The 22,095-nt window shown below is 59.2% G+C and carries 18 protein-coding genes and 1 riboswitch; of the genes, 11 read left to right on the top strand and 7 right to left on the bottom strand.

Annotated elements, in window-relative coordinates:
• The first annotated feature begins 79 nt into the window (after nucleotides 1-79).
• Nucleotides 80-802, top strand: coding sequence for a DNA polymerase III subunit epsilon (gene dnaQ / locus BN1137_RS10590; RefSeq protein ID WP_050718566.1), 723 nt, complete (start codon nucleotides 80-82; stop codon nucleotides 800-802).
• Nucleotides 799-2,052 (top strand): TIGR03503 family protein, encoded by a 1,254-nt coding sequence (locus tag BN1137_RS10585; RefSeq protein ID WP_050718565.1) that lies wholly within the window; start codon nucleotides 799-801, stop codon nucleotides 2,050-2,052. Before dnaQ ends, BN1137_RS10585 begins: the two co-directional genes overlap by 4 nt.
• Nucleotides 2,053-2,126: 74 nt before the next feature.
• Here the strand turns inward: BN1137_RS10585 and BN1137_RS10580 are convergent, their stop codons facing one another.
• Both BN1137_RS10580 and fadE read right to left on the bottom strand, forming a co-directional pair.
• Nucleotides 2,127-3,644, bottom strand: a complete 1,518-nt coding sequence (locus BN1137_RS10580) for an HD domain-containing phosphohydrolase (protein ID WP_050718564.1) — start codon at nucleotides 3,642-3,644, stop codon at nucleotides 2,127-2,129.
• Between the two features lie 177 nt (nucleotides 3,645-3,821).
• Complete coding sequence (fadE, locus tag BN1137_RS10575) at nucleotides 3,822-6,278, bottom strand: acyl-CoA dehydrogenase FadE (RefSeq protein ID WP_050718563.1); 2,457 nt, start codon at nucleotides 6,276-6,278, stop codon at nucleotides 3,822-3,824.
• Nucleotides 6,279-6,536: 258 nt separating this feature from the next.
• On the opposite strand from fadE, the gene lpcA reads away from it, so the two are divergent.
• The 3 genes from lpcA to BN1137_RS10560 all read left to right on the top strand — a co-directional run bounded on the left by lpcA (nucleotide 6,537) and on the right by BN1137_RS10560 (nucleotide 8,671).
• Nucleotides 6,537-7,115, top strand: a complete 579-nt coding sequence (gene lpcA, locus BN1137_RS10570; protein ID WP_050718562.1) for a D-sedoheptulose 7-phosphate isomerase — start codon at nucleotides 6,537-6,539, stop codon at nucleotides 7,113-7,115.
• 121 nt (nucleotides 7,116-7,236) lie between these two features.
• Nucleotides 7,237-8,019 carry a class II glutamine amidotransferase gene (locus BN1137_RS10565; protein WP_050718561.1) on the top strand — a complete coding sequence of 261 codons (783 nt, stop codon included), beginning with the start codon at nucleotides 7,237-7,239 and terminating at the stop codon, nucleotides 8,017-8,019.
• A 316-nt stretch (nucleotides 8,020-8,335) separates the two neighbouring features.
• Nucleotides 8,336-8,671, top strand: a complete 336-nt coding sequence (locus tag BN1137_RS10560; RefSeq protein WP_050718560.1) for an Hpt domain-containing protein — start codon at nucleotides 8,336-8,338, stop codon at nucleotides 8,669-8,671.
• A gap of 8 nt (nucleotides 8,672-8,679) precedes the next feature.
• Here the strand turns inward: BN1137_RS10560 and BN1137_RS10555 are convergent, their stop codons facing one another.
• A complete protein-coding gene (locus BN1137_RS10555) occupies nucleotides 8,680-9,603 on the bottom strand; it encodes a gluconeogenesis factor YvcK family protein (protein WP_050718559.1) in 924 nt (307 codons plus the stop codon).
• 111 nt (nucleotides 9,604-9,714) lie between these two features.
• On the opposite strand from BN1137_RS10555, the gene BN1137_RS10550 reads away from it, so the two are divergent.
• Together BN1137_RS10550 and BN1137_RS10545 are read left to right on the top strand one after the other, a co-directional pair.
• The gene (locus tag BN1137_RS10550; RefSeq protein WP_050718558.1) at nucleotides 9,715-10,899 is read left to right on the top strand and encodes an FIST signal transduction protein; all 1,185 of its coding nucleotides are present in this window, start codon (nucleotides 9,715-9,717) and stop codon (nucleotides 10,897-10,899) included.
• An 18-nt stretch (nucleotides 10,900-10,917) separates the two neighbouring features.
• A complete protein-coding gene (locus tag BN1137_RS10545; protein ID WP_050718557.1) occupies nucleotides 10,918-13,005 on the top strand; it encodes an ATP-binding protein in 2,088 nt (695 codons plus the stop codon).
• 237 nt (nucleotides 13,006-13,242) lie between these two features.
• Here the strand turns inward: BN1137_RS10545 and BN1137_RS10540 are convergent, their stop codons facing one another.
• From BN1137_RS10540 to narQ, 4 genes are all read right to left on the bottom strand, one after another.
• Nucleotides 13,243-13,818, bottom strand: coding sequence for an LON peptidase substrate-binding domain-containing protein (locus tag BN1137_RS10540; RefSeq protein WP_050718556.1), 576 nt, complete (start codon nucleotides 13,816-13,818; stop codon nucleotides 13,243-13,245).
• Nucleotides 13,819-14,134: 316 nt separating this feature from the next.
• A complete protein-coding gene (locus BN1137_RS10535) occupies nucleotides 14,135-14,560 on the bottom strand; it encodes a globin domain-containing protein (protein WP_050718555.1) in 426 nt (141 codons plus the stop codon).
• Nucleotides 14,561-14,778: 218 nt separating this feature from the next.
• Nucleotides 14,779-15,417 carry a two-component system response regulator NarL gene (narL, locus tag BN1137_RS10530; RefSeq protein WP_050718554.1) on the bottom strand — a complete coding sequence of 213 codons (639 nt, stop codon included), beginning with the start codon at nucleotides 15,415-15,417 and terminating at the stop codon, nucleotides 14,779-14,781.
• A complete protein-coding gene (gene narQ, locus BN1137_RS10525) occupies nucleotides 15,417-17,129 on the bottom strand; it encodes a nitrate/nitrite two-component system sensor histidine kinase NarQ (protein ID WP_050718553.1) in 1,713 nt (570 codons plus the stop codon). Before narQ ends, narL begins: the two co-directional genes overlap by 1 nt.
• 79 nt (nucleotides 17,130-17,208) lie before the next feature.
• Nucleotides 17,209-17,362: riboswitch (molybdenum cofactor riboswitch) on the top strand.
• Here narQ and moaA point away from each other — a divergent pair.
• The 4 genes from moaA (at nucleotide 17,350) to napA (ending at nucleotide 22,095) form a co-directional block, all read left to right on the top strand.
• Nucleotides 17,350-18,330: a GTP 3',8-cyclase MoaA gene (gene moaA, locus BN1137_RS10520; RefSeq protein ID WP_050718552.1), complete on the top strand. Its 981-nt coding sequence runs from the start codon at nucleotides 17,350-17,352 to the stop codon at nucleotides 18,328-18,330. Its footprint overlaps the riboswitch before it by 13 nt.
• 252 nt (nucleotides 18,331-18,582) lie before the next feature.
• On the top strand, nucleotides 18,583-19,092 hold the full coding sequence (gene napF, locus BN1137_RS10515) for a ferredoxin-type protein NapF (protein WP_050718551.1): 510 nt from the start codon (nucleotides 18,583-18,585) through the stop codon (nucleotides 19,090-19,092).
• Nucleotides 19,093-19,156: 64 nt separating this feature from the next.
• On the top strand, nucleotides 19,157-19,447 hold the full coding sequence (locus BN1137_RS10510; RefSeq protein WP_050718550.1) for a chaperone NapD: 291 nt from the start codon (nucleotides 19,157-19,159) through the stop codon (nucleotides 19,445-19,447).
• A 158-nt stretch (nucleotides 19,448-19,605) separates the two neighbouring features.
• The gene (gene napA / locus BN1137_RS10505; RefSeq protein ID WP_050718549.1) at nucleotides 19,606-22,095 is read left to right on the top strand and encodes a nitrate reductase catalytic subunit NapA; all 2,490 of its coding nucleotides are present in this window, start codon (nucleotides 19,606-19,608) and stop codon (nucleotides 22,093-22,095) included.

Raw genomic sequence — 22,095 nt, 5'->3', positions numbered from 1 at the left:
GACAATCAAAGTGATCTTAATCTAATTGCATGATATTATTGGATTAATGGTTTAGTTATCTAGAGTGGGGTTACAAAATATGTCTAATAGGATCGTTATTCTGGATACTGAAACCACAGGTATGAACACGGCAGGCGGTCCCGTCTACCTCGGACACCGTATCATCGAGATCGGCTGTGTGGAGGTGATCAACCGCAAACTGACCGGCAATCATTTCCATGTCTACATCAAGCCGGATAGGTTGGTGGATCCCGAGGCCATCCAGGTGCACGGCATTACCGATGCCTTCCTGGTGGACAAACCCGCCTTTAGCCAGATAGCCGATGATTTCATCGAGTTCATCCGCGGCGCCGAGCTCATCGCCCACAATGCGCCCTTTGACGTGGGCTTCATGGACTACGAGTTCAGCAAGCTCGGCCTTGACTTCAAGACGGCGGATATCTGCAGCATCACCGATACCCTGGCGATGGCGCGGGACCTCTTCCCCGGCAAGCGCAACAACCTGGATGTGCTGTGCGATCGCTACGGCATCGACAACTCCCACCGTACCCTGCACGGGGCCTTGCTCGATGCGGAGATCCTGGCAGACGTCTACCTGCTGATGACCGGTGGCCAGACCAAGCTCAATCTGGCCAATGAGAGCAGTGAGAATGACAGCAATCAGGACACTAGCATCCGTCGGCTGGAGAGTAACCGCCCAGCACTCAAGGTAGTGCGCGCCAATGACGAGATGTTGGCTGCTCACGAGGCGCGGCTCGATCTGGTGCAAAAGAAAGGAGGCGCCTGCCTGTGGCGGCAATGAGTCCATTTTGGGGAGGGCTGCTGCTGGCGACGCTCTCGCTTTCGGTGACGGCCAACGAAGTGTTTGCCCCCTCCGACATTCCCCTGCTCGATAATCGCTTTCGCATCGATTATGGGGTCAAAGAGATCACCTTCATCATCAAGCGCAAGCCGGGCACCCCTTCGGTGATCCTGGTGCGACCCGATGGCAGCAAGCTCTATGTCGGCAAGGTGACACCACCGGACGTGGGCTGGCTGGCGCTGCCGAGCCAGGATCTCATCACGGTACGGGATCCCATGCCGGGCCCCTGGCAGGCCATCGGAGGAGTGGATCCCGACAACAGGGTGCGGCTGCTGTCCGACATCCGGGTCGAGAGCGAGCCGCTGCCGAGCCGGCTCTATCAGGGAGAAAGGGTCAAGCTCCAGTCCCGCTTGCTGATCGATGGCGCGGCGCCCGGTGCGGACTATTACCTCACCGATCTGGGCATGACGGTGAAGCTGCAACAGTTCAACAATGCGGAGCAGAGCGGGGAGCCTCTGGTCGAGGAGACCCTGGGCCACTATCTGGATGACGGCAAGGGGCTCGATGAGGTACCGGGTGATGGCGTCATGACCGCCGACGCCGTGCTGGACATGCCGGCTGGCAAGTACCGTGCGCTTTACAGTACCGGCAACCAGGTGTTCTCCCGTGCCCAGTCCCAGCAGGTGCTGCTCTATCCGATGCCTGTGAGTTACAACCTGGCCGCCCCCTCTGGCGAGATGGGGGCCAAGCTCTCCTTCATCATTGACGCCGACGAGCTGGATCCGGCCTCCGTGGTTATCCAGGGCAAGGCCGCCAACAGCACCGGGGCCAGTCAGCCGTTCAATGCCGTGGCGAGCGAGCCCAGAATGGAGGTCGATCTCTCGGCGCTCAAGGCGGTGGGCCAGTACAAGGTCGAGGCGACCCTGTTTGGTACGACCCGATTGGGCCGTGAAATACAGCTGCAACTGCCGGTCAAGTCGTTCAACATCCTGCCAGTGCTGCCCCCGCCGCCCTCCGCGGCGCCGGCGACCGTGATACCGGCCAAGGCCAAGTTTGAGGCGCAGGAGAGTCGCGCCTGGTTGCCCTGGGCCCTGGGCGCGGGTGCTGGACTGCTGATCCTGCTGGGAGCAGGGGGATTTCTCTTGCAGCAAAAACGCCGGACCCTGCACAAGGCCATGGCGGCGCAGAAGGCGCAGAGTGAAAGTGCGGCGCCCTCGCTCAAGCTGGATCTCAATCTGCCGGAGCAATAGCGCAGAGCACATGGTAAAAAAGCCGCCCCATCGGGCGGCTTTTTTGTGGGGGTATCGACGGCAAGTCGCGTCGATCAGTGCGCCCCGATGTAGGTATCCTTGTGCTGATCGCGAATGTCGAGAAACTTGTCCAGATTGGTCAGCATCAGGTCCACCAACTGGGGATCGAAGTGCTGGCCACGCTCGGCTTCGATGAGCTCGAGCACCCGATCCAGCGGCCAGGCCTGTTTGTAGCAGCGATCCGAGCCCAGCGCATCGAACACGTCCGCCAGCGCCACGACCCGCCCTTCCAGCGGGATGCTATTGCCCTCAAGCCCACGAGGGTAGCCGCTGCCGTTCCATTTCTCATGGTGGCTGCCGGCGATGGTGGCGCCTATCTGGAACAGCGCCAGATCGCTGCCGGAGAGCATGTCCTGCCCCAGCTGGGCGTGAGTCTTCATGATCTCCCACTCCTCGGGAGTGAGCTTGCCCGGCTTGTGCAAGATGGCATCCGGGATCCCCACCTTGCCGATATCGTGCAAGGGCGAGGCGCGTTTGATGAGCTCGCAGCGCTCCTCGTTCATGCCGAGCAACTGGCAGAATAGCTCGGTATAGAGCGCTACCCGCTTGACGTGCAGGCCAGACTCCTTGGAGCGGGTCTCCACCAGTTCGCCGATGCGATAGATGATCTCGCGCTGGTTGTCACCGATCACCTCGTTGAGCCGGATGTTTTCCAGCGCCACTATGATGTTCTCGGTAAACAGACTTAGCAGACCGGTATCCATCTGGTTGAGCGGGCGTGTGGTCTCGATATGAAACAGCAGATGGTGGCGGGCATTCTGGCAGTAGAGCACCAGCTGGTTGCCGTCGTAGACATTGGCCCCCTTGGTCATGGCCCGGCGCAGGATGACGGGCGCCTCGCTCAGCCGGATCGAGGGTTCGTCGGCGAGCAGCGGCTCGAGCATCTGATCCCGCACCTCGTAGGCCAGATGCTTCACATCATAGATCTGGGATTCTTCCAGGTTGAGCAGGGCACTGAGCTGGGTCTGGGCCCCTTCGACGAACTGGCGCAGCGCCCGCTGCTCGAAGATCCCCTTGGAGGCTTCGATGACCTTCTCCAGCCCCTGTCGATTGCTCTCCAGGGTGCGGATATCCCGGTAGGAGCGCAGGCTGGCGCGCAGCAGGGTGCGCAGCTTCTGGGAGGTGAGTTCGGTCTTGTCTTTGTAGTCATTGATGTCGTAGTTGGTGACGACATCGTCCTCCGGCGCCTGGCCGGGCTGACCGGTACGCAACACGATGCGCACCATCTTGTTCTGCAGTTCATCGCGTACGAACTTCACCACATCCAGGCCCGCATGATCGGCCTCCATCACCACATCGAGCAGCAGCAGGGCGACATCCGGGGTGGCGGCGAGCAGCACCTTGGCCTCGGCGGCCGAATAGGCGTGCAGAAAATCGATGGGCTTGCCGTCGAATTCAAATTTGCTCAGGGTGATCTTGGTGATGCGATGTACTTCGGGCTCATCGTCCACGATCATCACCTTCCAACCGCCGGATCGCGGCTTGGGCTGGGGCAGATCGTCGTCGTCAATAATCAGGATTTGATCATCCATTATGCAATCCTGTTTGTGATCCTGTGCTTACATTAACCGCTTCATTAAAGATAGGAAACGGATAGATAACCAAAATATGATCCAGCGGGTGTCTCTTCTCTTGCCTCTGGTCGACCTGGTGATGGCCCCATGAAAAACGCCTCCACAAGGGAGGCGTTTGAGCATTTAACGGTGGGTTCAGGCCGCTCGGTGATAGGCCGAGGGTTCGAACATTGCCTTGTTGGCAACCAGGTCGACAGGATCGAAATCATCGACGTTGATGGTGTGCAAGCGGCTCTGCTCGGCGCGGCGCAGCAACTCGGCCTCGGCCTGGTTGATGACGCCCAGCGCCAGACCCTCGTCGGCCACCTTGTCCAGCTGGGTGAAGGGGCGCTTGCGGCCGTCAGCCTTGCAGATCTTCTCGAACAGTGGCTCTGCGGCCAGTACGTCATCGAGCGCCTGCTCCAGCAGACCGAAGGGGTTGCCCTCCTCGCGGGTGAGATACTGGCCTTCGGCCAGACGGTCACGGGTGGCACTCGGTGTCTGCAGCAGACGGGCAACCTGTTGGTCCAGCTTGTCGCTCGGACGTTTCAGATCACGACCCAGCGGCAACACGATGACGCGTAGGGCCAGCCCAATCCAGCGGTTCGGGAAGTTGCGCAGCAGCTCGTCAATGGCTTCCTGTGCCTTGAACATGGCGTCTTGCAGCGCCCAGTGCAGCAGCGGCAGATCCGCCTGCTGGCGACCCTCGTCCTGATAGCGCTTGAGGGCGCTGGAGGCGAGATAGAGCTGGCTCAGCACGTCGCCGAGGCGGGCAGAGACTCGCTCTTTACGCTTAAGCTCACCACCCAGAGTGCCCATCGCCATGTCGGACAGGAAGGCCAGGTTGGCGGAGAGTCGGGTCAGTTGCTGGTAGTAGCCCTTGGTCTGATCCTTGAACGGCGCCGCTGCCAGCTTGGCACCGGTCAGGCCGAGCCAGAAGCTGCGCACCAGGTTGCTGATGGCGAAACCGACGTGGCTGAACATCGCCTTGTCGAACTCTTTCAGCGCTTGCTCCTTGTCCGGATGGCTGGCGGCCAGCATCTCCGGCAACACATAGGGGTGGCAGCGGATGGCGCCCTGACCATAGATGATCATGCTGCGGGTCAGGATGTTGGCACCCTCGACGGTGACGGCGATGGGGGCACCCTGATAACCACGGGCCAGGTAGTTGTTCGGGCCCATGCAGATCGCCTTGCCGCCGTGGATGTCCATGGCATCGATGACGCACTTCTGGGCACGATCGGTCAGGTGATACTTGACGATGGCGGAGATGACCGAGGGTTTTTCCCCCAGATCGATGCCGGTCACCGTCAGCTTGGCGGCGGCGCCCATGATGTAGGCGTTGCCACCCAGGCGAGCCAGCGGCTCTTCGATGCCTTCCATCTTGCCTATGGGCAGCTTGAACTGGCGGCGGATACGGCTGTAGGCGCCGCTCGCCAGGGCCAGCATTTTGACGCCGCCGGTGCTGTTGGAGGGCAGGGTGATGCCGCGGCCGACCGAGAGACACTCGACCAGCATGCGCCAGCCCTGGCCGGCCATGGCCGGGCCACCGATGATGAAGTCGAGCGGAACAAATACCTCTTCGCCGCGGGTCGGGCCATTTTGGAACGGCACGTTGAGCGGGAAGTGACGACGGCCGATCTCGACTCCCTTGATGTGGGTCGGGATCAGGGCGCAGGTGATGCCGAGCTCTTCTTCTTCACCCAGCAGGTGATCCGGATCGCGTAGCTTGAACGCCAGTCCCAGCACGGTGGCGATCGGGGCGAGCGTGATGTAGCGCTTGTTCCAGGTCAGGCGCATACCAAGCACCTCTTCTCCTTCCCACTCACCCTTGGTGACGATGCCAAAGTCCGGGATGGAGCCGGCGTCCGAGCCTGCCTCCGGGCTGGTCAGGGCGAAACAGGGGATCTCTTTGCCAATCGCCAGGCGCGGCAGGTAGTGGTCTTTCTGCTCTTCGGTACCATAGTGCTGCAGCAGTTCACCCGGGCCCAGCGAATTGGGCACGCCGACGGTAGAGGCGAGCACGGCACTGGCGCCGCACAGTTTCTGCAGTACACAAGACTGGGCGTAGGCAGAGAATTCCAGCCCGCCGTATTTCTTCTTGATGATCATGGCGAAGAACTTGTGGTCCTTCAGATACTGCCACACCTCAGGGGAGAGATCGGCGCGCTCATGGGTCACTTCCCAGTCGTTGACCATGTGACACACGGTTTCTACCGGGCCATCCATGAAGGCCTGCTCTTCGGCGCTGAGGGTGCTGACCGGAATGGCGTGCAGTTTCTTCCAGTTCGGGTTACCGGCAAAGAGATCCGCTTCCCACCAGGTGGTGCCCGCTTCGATGGCTTCTTTCTCGGTACGAGACATCTCCGGCATGATGGACTTGTAGATCTTGAACAGGGGTTTGGTCAGCTGATTACGACGAAACTCCACCAGATTCAACGGGATGGCAACCAGGGCAAACAGTACCCACACCAGCAGGGGGACATGGCCATAGAGGGTGCCTATGACCAGAGCCGCGGCCGTGGCAAGCGTAGAGGTAAGCAGCGACGCCCGGCGATAAGCCATGGCACCGATCACCAGGATCACTCCGAGCAGAGTGAGGGTCGTCATCATTTTTTGCTCCTTGCATGAGTTGCCAACATTGGGTGAGAAGGGCTTGAACTGATCCAGAGGTCTGACCTGTTGGATGTGGTCTCTGTTGTAATTCATACGCACAAAATTATCAAGGTGTTTACAACTGCGTTACCTCCCGGCTGTGAGCGAGTTAACACACCCTCTTGCCGCTGTGGTGGGCGGGGGGCGACGGCGGGATTGGCTTGTGCGACAATGGGGCACCCTATGTTGGACCCTATAAAAGAGACATCAGAGACCATGTACCAAGAACTTATCCGCAATGAATTGACCGAAGCTGCCAGCGTGCTCCAGGTATTCCTGGCCGATGAGCAGAACCTGAAGAACATCGAAGCGGCCGCCCGTCTGCTGGCCGACTCCTTCAAGCAGGAAGGCAAGGTACTCTCCTGTGGTAATGGTGGTTCCCACTGTGATGCTATGCATTTTGCCGAAGAATTGACTGGCCGTTACCGGGAAAACCGCCCCGGTTACGCCGGCATCGCCATCTCGGATCCGAGCCACCTCTCCTGCGTCTCCAATGACTTTGGCTACGACTATGTCTTCTCCCGTTACGTGGAAGCGGTCGGTCGTCGTGGTGACGTGCTGCTCGGCATCTCCACCAGCGGCAACTCCGGCAACATCCTCAAGGCCATCGAGGCGGCTCACGCCAAGGGCATGAAGGTGATCGCGCTGACTGGCAAGGATGGCGGCAAGATGGCCGGCCTGGCAGATATCGAGATCCGGGTGCCGCATTTTGGCTATGCCGACCGCATTCAGGAAATACACATCAAGGTGATCCATATCCTGATCCAGCTGGTCGAGAAAGAGATGGCCAAGTAATCACAGAAATCTGCCGGAGGGGCACTGCCGGCGGCCATGCCGATGGTGTTGAGGCTCACACATCCGGCCAAAGTTGCTAAGTGAAGAAGCGTTGCTCAAGCCATTGGGGAGTGAACTGGATATGTGCGAACTGCTCGGCATGAGTGCCAATGTGCCGACCGACATCTGCTTCAGTTTTACCGGACTGATGCTGCGCGGTGGCAAGACAGGGCCCCACAAGGACGGCTGGGGCATCACCTTCTATGAGGGACGCGGCTTTCGTACCTTCAAGGATCCCGAGCCCAGCGCCCAGTCACCTATCGCCAAGCTGGTGCAGGCGCTGCCCATCAAGAGCCGCGCCGTGGTCAGCCATATCCGGCAGGCCAACCGGGGCTGCGTATCATTGGAAAATACTCATCCCTTCACCCGTGAGCTGTGGGGCCGTTACTGGACCTTCGCCCACAACGGTCAGTTGACCGGCTACAAGAAGCTGGCAACCGGGCGTCACCGTCCGGTTGGCGATACCGACAGCGAGCATGCCTTCTGCTGGCTGCTCGGCCAACTCGAGCAGAAATACCCCAAGCGCCCGGCCAACTTCCCGGCCATGTTCCGTTATCTGGCGAGCCTGTGTGACGAGTTGCGTGGATTGGGCGTGTTCAACATGCTGCTGTCGGATGGGGAGTTTGTGATGACCTATTGCAGCAACAACCTCTACTGGCTCACCCGCAGAGCCCCCTTTGGCGAGGCCCGCTTGCTGGATGAAGACGTGGCCATCGACTTCCAGAGCGAAACCACCCCAGACGACGTGGTCACTCTGGTGGCGACCCGGCCGCTGACCGGCAATGAAGACTGGGTCAAGATGACGGCAGGGGAGTTCTGTCTGTTCCGGTTGGGTGAACAGGTACTGGGCAACGCCGCCCCATAACTGACCGAATTCGAGATAAAAAAATACCAGGGTAGAATCCTACCCTGGTTCTTCGCAGCAGCCATACAGGCAAAAAGGGATGAGAGAGGTGTTGCTGAGCCGCATCATTCTCATGACTCATATTGTTATTTTAATGTTAATTTTGTGGCAACAATTATGTTGTCCTTTCGCATTCCTATTTTTCGATAACTTGAGCTGGCTCACATTATGGCAGTGATGAAGAAAGTGACCGGTGCTGCCGCTGCTGGCGGATGACAGCATGGGTGAGAATCGACTATATTGTGGTCTGTTTGGATACCATCAAAGGGAATAAAAGATGGAGTGGCTGGATCAGAAAGTGCTGCGGCAACTGGCAGAAGATATTGGTCAGGAGATGATGCCAGTCGTCATCTCGGTATTTGTCGAGGAAGTGGGTGAGCAACTCGCCCAGTTAAGGCCACTGTACGAGCAGCGGGATTGGTCCGCGCTTGCTCGTCTGGCTCACAGTATGAAGTCGTCCTGTGGCAGTTATGGTGCCGAGCCCAGCTACCGACAGGTGGTGGCGCTGGAGCTCGCCTGTCGACGGGAGGACGCGGAGGATGCTGGCCAGCTGCTGATACAGCTGGAGCACTCCTTGCCCCAGGTTTTCACTCATCTGGCCCGCTATCACTGAGTGCGGGTTTACCCTGCCTTGTAATGCCGGGCGTGCCAGCCCTGGATCACCCCATCCAGTGCCTGTCTTAGCTTGAGGCGATCGTGGCGATGGGGAAGGGCTGCCTCCCCCAGATCGGCCTGGACAAGGCAGTCCGCCAGCTCGGGGGCTGTATGGCCTTCGGGCGCCAGTATGGCGTCGACTCTGCCACGACCGATCCTCTCTTCCAGCCAGCGATATTGATTGAGCAGTGTCAGCTGACCGGCCGGCCCCTCTTCGGCGACCAGATTGCAGATGAAGACGACGATGGCCTTGCTGTCACGAATGGCAGTGGCCACCTCGCTGAGCAGCAGGGGAGGCATGACGGAGGTGAGGAAGCTGCCAGGCCCGAGGATAATCATGTCGGCCTGGTTCAAGGCCTGCACGGCTTCTTGAGTGGCCGGAACGGTTGGGCTCAGGCTCAAGGCGCGTGGTGGTGTGACAAGCTGATCGATGGACACCTCTCCCAGGATCTGATCGCCACAGACGGTATGGGCGCACAGATCGGTGGGCTGCTCAGACATGGGCAATAGCTGGGGCTCTATTTTCAGCATGTCACTGATGAGCCGGATGGCCTCCAGTGGGCGAACACAGAGATTGTCGAGCGCCAGCAGCATCAGGTTGCCGAGGTTGTGACCCGCCAGCTCGCCTTTGCCATTGAAGCGGTATTCAAACAACAGGCTGCCGAGGCTGGGATCGGTCACCAGCTGATTGAGGCAATTGCGCAGATCGCCCCAGGCTATACACTGCTGGCTCTTGCGCAAGCGTCCGGTCGAGCCGCCGTCATCCGTGGTGGTGACGATGCCGGTCAGCCGTCGCCCTAGAAACGAGAGGGAAGAGAGCACTCGGCCCATGCCGTGGCCACCACCGATGGCCACAACCCGGTCAAAATTACTGATATTTTTCTGCCACATGCAGCCATCCTGTGGGTGGGTCTGTGAGAACCATTCTAGCCAATGTGGCCAGGTAATCATTTGATAAGGGTATGATTTTTGCTTACAACCTGCATCGCATATCACTAGGAGATGGTGTTGAACTTCCTGACGGCTCACTCTCTTGCAGATACGACCCTGCTGGCCGCCCGACAGATAAGTGAGCGGCTGCTCGCTCAATCATCTCATTCCCCGTCGCTGTTGCTGGTCTATTTTACCCAAGCTCATGATGCTGCGGTACTGCGCCGCGCACTCAAATCCCATTTTCCAGATTGCCGTCTCATTGGTTGTAGCTCCTGTGGGGGGATCATGACCCAGGCAGGCCATCATGCTCAGCAAGGGTGGAGTCTGGCCGTGGCCGCCCTTTATGATGACAAGGGCGCCTATGGCGTGGCGGGACAGGCGGGAGAAACGCTGGATGTGCGCCAACTGCTACGTAGCGCCATCGCCGATGGTGGGCGCCCGGGTGAGCTGCCGCCACTCATCTTGTTGCATACCAGTCCCGGGCTGGAAGAGGTCATGCTGGCGGGGATCGAAGCCGAGTTTGGCACGACGGTTCCCGTCGTCGGTGGCTCGGCGGCGGATGATGGCGTGACGGGGGAATGGCAACTGTGCTGGGATGAGGGGGAGAGCCAGCAGGGCGCCGTGCTGGCGGTGCTCTACCCTGATTGCCAGCTGGCCTTCCAGTTTCACTCCGGCTATGTGCCCACCGAGCGGCATGGCACCATTACCGCGCTGGATGGGCGCGAGGTGCTGACCATAGATCACGAGCCTGCTGCCCGGGTGTATGCCCGCTGGACTGAGCGCAAGATACCCTGGCGGGTGGGACCCATCCTGAAGGAGGCGACGCTCTCCCCGTTGGCGCGTCAAGTCGGAACGCTCGATGACATGCCTTATTACAAGCTTTCTCATCCCGAGGCCGTGACCGAGCGGGAAGGGCTGCGGCTGTTTACCGAAACCCGGCTGGGAGAGCGGCTGCAGTTAATGTACAGCAGTCAGGAGGGGTTGCTGCAACGCAGCCTGAATGCGGTGCGTATCGAGCCCGAATATGGCATGGCGGGTGGCCTGCAGCCGTTCGGTGCGCTGGTGGTATTCTGCGCGGGCTGCCGTCTGGCTCTGGGGGAGGGGCTGAACGATGTGGTCGACCAGTTTCGCAGTCAGTTGGGAGAGATCCCCTTTATCACGCCATTTACCTTTGGTGAGCAGGGCCGGCTGCCCCATGGCGAGCTGGCGCATGGCAACCTCATGGTATCGAGCGTAATCTTCCTCGATAGCTGACACGGTGTTGGACACAAGATGATAGGCAATTCCGAACTCGAAGCTCTGGGTGACAAACTGCAGACCACGCTGGTAGAGCTGATGCGTTGCCGGGAGCGGGAGGCCAAATATCGCCAGGAGTCCCAGGCCTTGCTGTGCGGGGTGGCGACGTTGGCCGATGCCCAGAGCCTGGAGCAGGTACTGGACAGCCTCATTCAGGCGCTCAAACCCTTTATCGGCTTTGAGCACGCGGATGTGGTGGCCTGGGGCCCGTCGAGCGGCACTACCCATCTCAGCACAGACCTCGAGGAGATGGGCCGACCCTGGTCACTGACACCGCTCTTCTCGCGCGCCATTGCGGGAGAAACCCTGGTCATCTACGACCCCTCCCAACTGCCTGAACTGGCGCCCCTTGCGGGTTCCTCTGGGTGGGCCAGCGTCATGCTGACGGGGCTGCAGGCCCCAGGTTTTACCGGTGTCCTCATCTGTCGTCACGGCACAGTGGGCACCTTCGATCTCAAGAGCAAGGCGGCGATGCAGCGCTGTCGTCCCCTTATCTCTCAAGCGCTGGTCAATATCGCCTACCGGGCTCGATTGCAGGAGCAGGTCGAACTCAAGACCCTCGCCCTGCAGGCCAGTGAACAGCGTTTTCGCAGCTTCGCCGCCATGGCCTCGGACTGGTTCTGGGAGACAGATCCCGAGCACAGGCTCAGTTATGTGTCGGCCCCGGGTTATCAAAGGGAGCTGCTCGCCCGCCAGGCGGGCCGTAGTCTCTATGATTTTGCCCATGACAAGCGGGATCCCGAATGGGGCAAGTATCGGCGTCTGATCACCGGTCACCTGCCAGTGCGAGCGATGCGAGCCCAGGTGAGACTGGCCGAGGGTCCTTGCTGGATGGAGATCAACGCCGAGCCCTGCTTTGATACCGGTGGCGCCTTTGTCGGTTATCGGGGCACGGCACGGGAGATCGGCAACCAGATCCGCCGGGAGCAGGAGCTGGCGCGCGCCCGGGATGACGCCGAGACGGCCAACCGCGCCAAGTCACAGTTTCTGGCGATGATGACTCACGAGATCCGCTCTCCCATGAATGCGGTACTGGGGATGCTGGATCTGCTGCAACATGGGCAACTCGAAACCCCGCAGCAGGCCCTGCTTGGCCATGCCACTCATTCGGCTCATCTGCTGCAAACCATCATCGATGATGTCCTGGATTTTTCGAAGATAGAGTCTCATACCCTGGCGCTGCATTGTGAGCCACTGCACCCCGCTCAGCTGTGTCAGGCTCTGGTGGAACCCTTACAGGCGCAAGCGCATGCCAAGGGCATTCAGCTGCATTGGCAACTGGCGGCGACAGTGCCGGATCAACTACAGGGTGACCCGGTCCGCTTATCCCAGGTGATCGGCAATCTGCTCGGCAATGCGGTGAAGTTTACCGCGGCCGGTAGCGTGCAACTGGCGCTGGGATGGCAGGATGGACGGCTGCGGGTGTCGGTGACCGATACGGGGATCGGGATTGCCCTCGAGGATCAGGCGTTGCTATTCGAGCCGTTTGTTCAGGTCGACAATTCGGCCAGCCGCCGCTTCTCAGGCTCCGGTCTCGGGCTTGCCATCAGCCGTCGACTGGTGCAGTTGATGGGCGGGGAGATTAGCCTGCATAGCACGCCGGGCCAAGGCAGCTGTTTCTGGTTCGAATTGCCCGACATGGCGGCAACCCGTGTTGATCCGCTCAACCCTGTCATCGATGATGTCTCCGCGCTGGATCTGGATGTCCTGGTAGTGGAAGACAGTCCGGTCAATCAGCTGGTGGTGTCGCTCATGTTGCAAAAGCTGGTGTGCCGGGTTCGGCTGGCGGCCAATGGCCTGGAGGCGTTGGCGCAGGTCAGCGAGCGGCGACCCGATCTCATCTTGATGGATATGAGGATGCCGTATATGGATGGGCTGGAGGCGACTCGGCGCTTGCGTGAGATGGGCTGTGAGGTACCGATCGTCGCGTTGACGGCCAATGCCATGTTGGAAGATAGGGCTCGTTGCTTAGCGCAGGGCATGGACGACTTCCTGGCCAAACCCATCAGCCTGGTCCGGCTGCGCAGTTGCTTACAACGCCACTGTGGGACAGTAAGCACTTAATGTAGATAAAAAAATGGTCAACCTAGTGGTTGACCAATTCTTCAGCAAATACTGAAGAGAGCACGGGATAAATCGGGTTGTACACAATTCATATGAAAAATTCGTGCCAACTTGTAATAACTGGTTTTTGCGGCTTGTAGCTGAGCAATGACATAGTTACCGTGCCAGCTCGTTGCAAAATGCGAATTTAGTATTTTCATTGTAAGAATTTTCGCATTTTGCAACGTCATTATTGACTCACTGTGCGATCAGTCGGCGCAAGAACTGGCGCGCCGCTTCACTGTTTTGTTTGGCAATCAACATCTGTTTTTCATAGATCGGCATGGGCAGGATCTCTAGCCAGCGTTGGCAGAGCCAGGCCGCATCGTCAAACTGCTTGTCCGGATAGAGTTCATCCAGTTCAGGATATTGTTCAAAGACTTCTCTCAATCGACTCACCAGGGTGGTGTCACTGAAATCCGAATGGGCACTCGGCCAGTTGGGCAGTGTCTCCACCATGGCATGACGCAAACCGGTTTCGTCCGTTTCCATCTCATGAATGGAAAACCGTTCCAGACCAAGCACGGTAACGCCAAGCAAACCATCATTAAGGGTATAGAAATCAGTCACCTTGACGCGAGTGCCAACCGGCAGGATCCGCCCGCAGCTCCCCGTGCTGGTCGTCTCCTCCATGACGATGCCAAAACCCCGTTCATCGATGAACGACTCTTTGAGCATCTGTAGGTGGCGTGGCTCGAACAGGCGCAGGGGGAGTTTCCCGCCCGGCAGTATGTGTGAGGGCAAAGGGAACAGTGCCAAGGGTTGAAGTTTCATGTTCCGTCCTCCGATAAGTCGCATCTGAATATGACAATGCAGTGACTGTGCCAGAGGGAGAGAGAAATCAGCACATAGTGTCTATTAAAGACTGAGCGGTCTTAATAACTGTTTAAAATCATGTAGTTATATTTTATTGGTGATATCAACAAGATCAAAAGTTGGGCTGGATACAAGTGACTCGCTAGGGGCTCGAACATGACCCGTCTGCAGAATGGGGAATTGTTCGCATATTGCAAATGATTCCCATGCAGAATGCGCTGCAACGGTTATCTGTTTTTTTGGGGGATCTGTCTGGGATGAGGCCGAAGAGGGGTTAGGTGATTGATGCGGTGCGCTGGTTCAGCCCTTCCAGCATCAAGGCCGAGACCTCGTCATACATCTGGGACCAGGCTGCGGCCAGTTCAGGTTTGAAATTTTCCCCCAGGCGCCGTGCCAGTACAATCGTCATCGCCTGCTTCAACAGCGCGAACTGGTGTGGCTGCACGTTGAATTTTTGATGGCGGCGACCGAGATCCCGAATGATAAAGCCCAGGGCATCCAGTTGCTCCAGGCTGGTGATCACCGTATTCAGGGTCTCGGAGACCTTGGCAATTGGCATTCCCACAGGATCGGGAAACAGGTTGATCAATTCTGGCGACAGTCGAAACAACTCCTCATACACCTCCAGCACATAGCTGGTATTCAGTGCAGTGACCTTGCCCCAAGCCTTTTGTACCAGTTCGATCTGTGTGGTAGTCATGCCGCCCATCCTTCATTTGTGGTTGCCTGAAAATAATAATGCACTAACTCAATAGCGAACAGGCGAGGGTGTAGTATTTCATGCTGCTGGTGGATGGAGGTGTATAACAAGGGCCTAGCAAAAGGCCCCGACGCAGCGGGGCCTTATTTGGGCATCTATACAGCCTGGGCGCTATGCCAAGTCCGTGTTCCGGCGGTGCCCCGGATATGCCTGGCAGTCTAGTTGCGCTGCTCCAGATACATGACGGCGGCTTCCACCCGGCTCTGAGCCTCGAGTTTCTTCAGCAGGCTCTTCACGTGCACCTTGACCGTCCCCTCAGAAATATGGAGCACGGAGGCGACCTGCTTGTTGGAGAGCCCCTTGGCAATCTCGCGCAGGATCTGCATCTCGCGGCGAGTCAGGCTTTCCAGCTTCTGCTGCAGATGATCCAGCTCGTAGATGTTCTCGAGATAAGGACGCAGCGGCTCGCTCAGGATCTGCTTGCCGGTCATCACATCGGCCAGCTGGCCCAGCAACATATCGGGCTCGGTGTCCTTGAGCAGATAACCGTCTGCACCGGCCTTGAGCAGGGCAACCACATCCTGACGAGCATCGGAGACAGTCAGGATCACCACCCGGGAGGTCACCTCTTCGGCCCGCAGCGCCTTGAGGGTATCGAGACCGGACAGTCCCTTCATGTTGAGATCGAGCAGGATCAGGTCGGGTTCGGATGCCTTGGCCATGGCCACTGCATCGGTACCGTTGGAGGCTTCACCGATCACTTCGATGTTATCTTCCAGTTCCAACAGTTGCACAATCCCTTTGCGCATCAGGGGATGGTCATCCACGACCAGAACACTATATTTCATCTCGTCCATCAGGCGTCTCTTGTTAGGCTGGTGGGAAAGGTCAGGTGTACACGGGTGCCTCCGGACGGTGGTTCACTGATGGCCAGCTGACCGTGCAACTTGCTGGCGCGCTCGTTCATGATGCTGAGCCCGTAGTGATTGACCGCGGAGCTCGCGCCCCCTATTCCGACACCATCATCTGAAATCTGAACCTGAATGTTACCATCAGCCAGGGTCTCACAGCTAACCTCAATGCGCTGTGCGCCTGCATGTTTGATGGCATTGAGCACTGCCTCACGGATCAGTTGCAGGATGTGAATATGTTGCCCTGCTTCTAGATCGGTATCGGACAGACCGTATTGGAGCCGGATGTCGGCTTTGGTTTGTGGCTTGAGCTGCTCCAGCATGACCGCGATGGCCTCTCCCAGATTGGCGTCACCTATGCTGAGGCGGAAGGTACCGAGCAGCTCGCGCAGCTGGGTATAGGCATTACCGAGCCCCTCGTCGATCTGCTGCATGGCGGCCTCGGCCTTCACATTATCCCCCTTGGCGACGGAGCGCTTGAGCAGGGTGGACTGGATCTTGAGGTAGGAGAGCGCCTGGGCCAACGAGTCGTGCAGTTCACGGGCGATGACGGCGCGCTCCTCCATCAGCAGCAGGCGCTGATGCTGCAGTAGGGTCTGATCCTTGTGCAGCACCTGGGCCAGCAGCATGGAGAAGTTCTTCATCAGCCGCTCGTCTATGGGGTGATCGCTTATCATGTCGAGCCGCCCGTACTCCAAGTCGTCCATCTGCAGATAGAAGCTCACCACGGCATCGAGATCCCCGGGCCAGCCCTTGCGGCCAGTGATATAGACCGGCATGGCGTTATGCTCGAAGCGGGTCAGCCGGATGTAGTCGATGTGCTGGTGAGCGGCCGCTCGCTCCAGCAGCTTGAGCAGGGTGCGTCGGCTCAGCGGCGCGGCATGCAGCTTCTGGGCCGTCGAGTAGAGGAAGGAGAGGGTGTCGTTGGCCTGTTGCAGCTTGGCGGTCTTCTCCTCGACCTTGCTCTCCAGTTCCCGATAGAGCTTGCCGAGTTCATCCGCCATGGTGGCAAAGGCGCCTGACAGCTCCCCCAGCTCGTTGTCACAGTGAGGCGGCAGCGCCAGATCGAACTCCTGGCGCTGGATCTGACGGGCGCAATAGACCAGCTGATTGAGCGGGGCGACCACCTGCTGGCGGGTGAAGCGCACCGTGAACCAGGCGATGGTGATGATGGAGAGCAAGCCCAGGCCTTCGGCCAGCGCCAGCATGCGCACCTTGAACTCGACGTGGTACTGCATCTGATTGACGAAGTCATCGATGGCGGCGACGAACTGCTCGGTATTGTCGGTGTAACGTCTGGGGGTGGCATTCTCGATGTGCTCGCGCATCACCTGCCATTGCAGTAATACCTCGCCATAGGTGCGGCGCAGGGCGGCGGGCGTGATCCAGCGCTGGGTCTCCTGTAACTCGGGGGCATGCAGGGTCTGCTCGAACTGGGCAAGCCGGCCGAGCACGACCTGATCCTTCTCGATTTCGTAGGCCATACGATAGGCCTGCATCCGCAGGGATCCCGACAGGTTGATGGCCTTGGCATCGGGCACCGAATAGAACAGGGTGACCATGGCCACTACGGCGATCAGGCTCGCCATGAACAGGATGAGCACCATGGAGCGGCCAATGGCGCTGCTGACGGAATGCACTTTGAACCATTTTTCCATGCCGACTGGTTTCCCTCGCTTCAGGCAATAACCCCACAAAGTAGCATGGGAGTGTACTCCAACTTGTGCTAGCATCGAAAAACTAGATGAACTCCGAGCTGTTTTGCCTAAGTCCTTGAGATAGGGGGAAACAGCCGTCAGCCGGTTGTCGATCGTCAACAGCCGAGCTGTAAGGGTCAGGAAAGAAATGCCCTGGCCTCCCGTATTTGGAAAGGTGTTTATGTTGCCACTTGAAGATGGTTTTTCCCGTCGTTTTTACTATTTGCGGCTGTCGGTCACCGACGTCTGCAATTTCCGCTGTACCTACTGCCTGCCCGATGGTTATCGCCCCGATGGGCGTAAATCGTTTCTCTCGCAAGAGGAGATCCGTCGAGTCGTCTCCGGCTTTGCCGCCATGGGCACCCGCAAGGTGCGTCTGACCGGGGGCGAGCCCTCCTTGCGCCGTGATTTCACACAGATCATCGAGACCGTGGCCAATACGCCCGGCATCGAGAAGGTGGCCATGACCACCAATGGCTATCGCCTGAAAGAGCGGGCGCAGGAGTGGTTCGATGCGGGCCTGACGGCGCTCAATGTCAGCGTCGACAGCCTGGATCCGCGCCAGTTTCACCAGATCACCGGCGAGAACAAGCTGGCCGAGGTGATGGAGGGGATTGAGGCCGCACTGGCCGCCGGCTTCAAATCGGTGAAGATCAATGCGGTGCTGCTCAAGGGGCTCAACGATCAGCAGCTGGATGCGTTTCTGGCCTGGATCAAGCACAAGCCCATCGAGCTGCGTTTCATCGAACTGATGCAGACCGGAGAGATGGACAGCCTGTTTCGCGATCACCACGCCAGTGGCGAGCTCATCAAGCAGCAACTGCTCGCCAGTGGTTGGATTCAGCAGCTGCGCGGGGTGGACGATGGCCCGGCCCAGGTATTCATGCACCCGCAATCCCAAGGCGGGGTGGGGCTCATCATGCCCTACAGCAAGGATTTCTGTGCCGGCTGCAATCGACTGCGGGTCTCCTCGGTCGGCAAGTTGCATCTGTGTCTGTTTGGAGACCATGGGGTGGAGCTGCGGGATCTGCTCGCCGCAGACGCCCAGCAGGAGGAGTTGCAGCTGCGGATCCGCTCCGCCCTCGGCAGCAAGGTCGCCACTCATCGTCTCCATGAAGGCAATGCCGGCATGACGCCTCATCTGGCTTCCATCGGCGGCTGAAATGTTCAGCTGCCGTTCAAAATAGCCATCGATTAATAAGCAATCCTCACATAGGGGTATTTTAATCTACCCCTCTGTTGCTTTCTTGCGCCAAGGGTTTGATCCAGCGCAAGAATCCCCCTTGTTTATCTCCCAGGTGGTATATCCCTTAATTTGTCAGGGCCGCAATATACACCCACGCTTATAATTGGTATTAAAAATACCAGTCACCTAGTCTGCACTCGAGTCTTGTATCTGCGAAGAGGAAGCAATATGCCGGATGGGGTCAACCTGTCACGCCGTGGTCTGTTTCGAGGTCGACTGAGTGCGTCTGCGCCCGAGGTGCAGTTGCCGTGGTCCATTCCCTGGGCCGATTTCGTGGCCGATTGCACCCGTTGCGGCGACTGCCTCACCGCCTGCCCCGAGCAGATCCTGGTGAAGGGAGACGGTGGCTTTCCTACGGTGAACTTCCAGTTGGGGGAGTGCACCTTCTGCACCGACTGTGTGTCTGCGTGCACGCAGCCGCTGTTTCGTCCGACCACCGAGGTGGCCTGGCACTATGTGGCCCATATCGAGGTCGGTTGTCTGGCCCATGAACAGGTTTTCTGCCAGCGCTGCCAGGACAGTTGTGAGCCGCGGGCTATCCGGTTTTCTCCCCAGTTGGGACGTGTGCCGACCCCGGACATAGACACCGATCTCTGTAACGGCTGCGGCGCTTGTGTGGCAGATTGTCCCGTTTCAAGCATAAAAATCAGCACACCATATGGTGAGAAGACTGACTAATAGCGGACTTTAACCGCGGCTCGGCCCCCCGACAGATGTCCCGGTGCCGACCACCCTAGCAAGGATGAGCAAGTTGGAAAGCGAGATGAACAGCGACATGAAAAAAGCGGAGTTCCACGTATCTAGCCTGGTGGTGCTGACCCAACCTCCCTTGCGTCACCAGCTCGCCCAGCAGATTGGCGCCCTTGAAGGGGCCGAGATCCACGCCGTCAGCGACGAAGGCAAGCTGGTGGTGACCCTGGAGGGGCCCAGCCAGCGTCCCATCATGGATGCCATTGATGCCATTCAGGCCATGCCGGGGGTGCTCTCCGCCGCCCTCATCTACCACCAGTTCGATGATTCCGATGAGCAATAACAAGGAATGACGCGTCATCAGGCTAAGCCAACGGGAATCATCATGATGGCGGCCATTGATGCGATACAAGCGATGCCGGGTGTGTTGTTCAGCGCCCTGAGCGATCACCAGATCGATACACTCGACAACTTACGCGAAAAGCAATGTGAGGATATGCCATGAAGCTGAGTCGACGCGACTTTATGAAGGCCAATGCGGTGGCGGCAGCCGCTGCCGTGGCCGGTGTCAGTGCCCCTACCTTGGCGGCGAACCTGATCACCAGCACCGACAAGACCGCCATCACCTGGGATAAAGCCCCCTGCCGTTTCTGCGGCACCGGCTGCTCAGTGCTGGTGGGTTCCCAGGCCGGTCGCGTCGTCGCGACCCAGGGCGATCCCGATGCCCCGGTCAACCGGGGCCTGAACTGCATCAAGGGCTACTTCCTGTCGAAGATCATGTACGGCCAGGACCGGCTGACCCAGCCCATGCTGCGCATGACCGACGGCAAGTTCGACAAGAACGGTGACTTCGCCCCCATCAGCTGGGATCAGGCGTTTGACATCATGGCCGAGAAGTTCAAGGCCACCCTCAAGGAGAAAGGCCCGACCGCGGTCGGCATGTTCGGCTCCGGCCAGTGGACAGTGTGGGAAGGTTATGCCGCCTCCAAGTTGATGAAGGCGGGTTTTCGCTCCAACAACCTGGATCCCAACGCCCGTCACTGCATGGCCTCGGCCGTGGTCGGCTTCATGCGCACCTTCGGCATGGATGAGCCCATGGGCTGCTACGACGACATCGAGCAAGCCGACGCCTTCGTGCTGTGGGGCTCCAACATGGCCGAGATGCACCCGATCCTCTGGTCACGGATGTCCGATCGCCGCCTCTCCAATCCGGACGTGCAGGTGCATGTGCTCTCCACCTTCGAGCATCGCAGCTTCGAGCTCGCCGACAACGGCATGGTGTTCACACCGCAGACCGATCTGGCGATCCTCAACTACGTCGCCAACTACATCATCCAGAACGACAAGGTGAACTGGGAGTTCGTCAACAAGCACACCCAGTTCCGCAAGGGCGTCACCGACATCGGCTACGGCCTGCGTCCGACCAACCCGCTGCAGCAGCAGGCGAAGAACCCGGACAGCGGCGACTCCACCCCCATGAGCTTCGACGACTTTGCGAAATTCGTGGCGGATTACGACGTCGACTCGGTCTCCAAGCTCTCTGGCGTCTCCAAGGAGAAGCTGGTGAAACTGGCCGAGCTCTACGCCGATCCGAGCAAGAAGGTGGTCTCCTACTGGACCATGGGCTTCAACCAGCACACCCGTGGCGTCTGGGCCAACAACCTCTGCTACAACATCCACCTGCTGACCGGCAAGATCTCCACCCCGGGCAGCGGTCCCTTCTCCCTGACCGGCCAGCCGTCTGCCTGTGGCACCGCGCGGGAAGTGGGCACCTTCGCCCACCGCCTGCCTGCCGACATGGTAGTGACCGAGCCCAAGCACCGCGCCATTGCCGAGAAGATCTGGAAGCTGCCGGAAGGCACCATCCCGGAGAAGGTGGGTTATCACGCCGTGCTGCAGAGCCGCATGCTCAAAGACGGCAAGCTCAACGCCTACTGGGTGATGTGCAACAACAACATGCAGGCCGGCCCCAACATGAACGAGGAAGGGCTGCCCGGTTATCGCAACCCGGCCAACTTCATCGTGGTGTCCGACCCTTACCCGACCGTCACCGCCCAGGCCGCCGATCTCATCCTGCCCACCGCCATGTGGGTGGAGAAGGAAGGCGCCTATGGCAATGCCGAGCGCCGTACCCAGTTCTGGCACCAGCAGGTCAAGGCGCCGGAAGGGGCCAAGTCCGACTTGTGGCAGCTGATGGAGTTCGCCAAGCGCTTCACCGTGGAAGAGGTGTGGCCAGCCGAGCTTATCGCCAAGCAACCCGAGCTCAAGGGCAAGACCCTGTATGAGGTGCTCTACAAGAACGGTCAGGTCGATCAGTTCCCGAAAGAGCAGAGCAAGGGTGCGCTGAACGACGAGGCCGAGCACTTTGGCTTCTACGTACAAAAAGGCCTGTTCGAGGAGTACGCCAGCTTCGGCCGTGGCCACGGTCACGATCTGGCGCCGTTCGATCAATACCACGAAGCGCGCGGCCTGCGCTGGCCGGTGGTGGACGGCAAGGAGACCCTGTGGCGCTATCGCGAAGGCTTCGATCCTTATGTGAAGGCGGGCGAGGGGGTACGTTTCTACGGCAAGCCCGACGGCAAGGCGGTCATTTTTGCGCTGCCCTACGAGCCAGCCGCCGAAGCGCCGGACAAGGAATATGACATGTGGCTCTCCACCGGTCGGGTGCTGGAGCACTGGCACACCGGCTCCATGACTCGCCGCGTGCCCGAGCTCTATCGTGCCTTCCCGGATGCGGTGCTGTTCATGCACCCGGAAGACGCCAAGGCCCGTGGCGTGCGCCGTGGCGAAGAGGTGATCGTCGCCTCCCGCCGCGGTGAAGTGAAGACCCGCGTCGAGACCCGTGGTCGCAACAAGCCGCCCAGAGGCCTGGTGTTCATGCCCTTCTTCGATGCGAGCCAGCTGGTCAACAAGTTGACCCTGGACGCCACGGATCCGCTCTCCAAGGAGACGGATTACAAGAAGTGCGCCGTCAAGGTCATGAAGGCCTAA

Source organism: Aeromonas tecta (assembly GCF_000820185.1).
Lineage (GTDB): Bacteria > Pseudomonadota > Gammaproteobacteria > Enterobacterales > Aeromonadaceae > Aeromonas > Aeromonas tecta.
The sequence above is the reverse complement of the archived record's forward strand: the minus strand, read 5'-3'. Positions and strand labels throughout refer to the sequence as shown.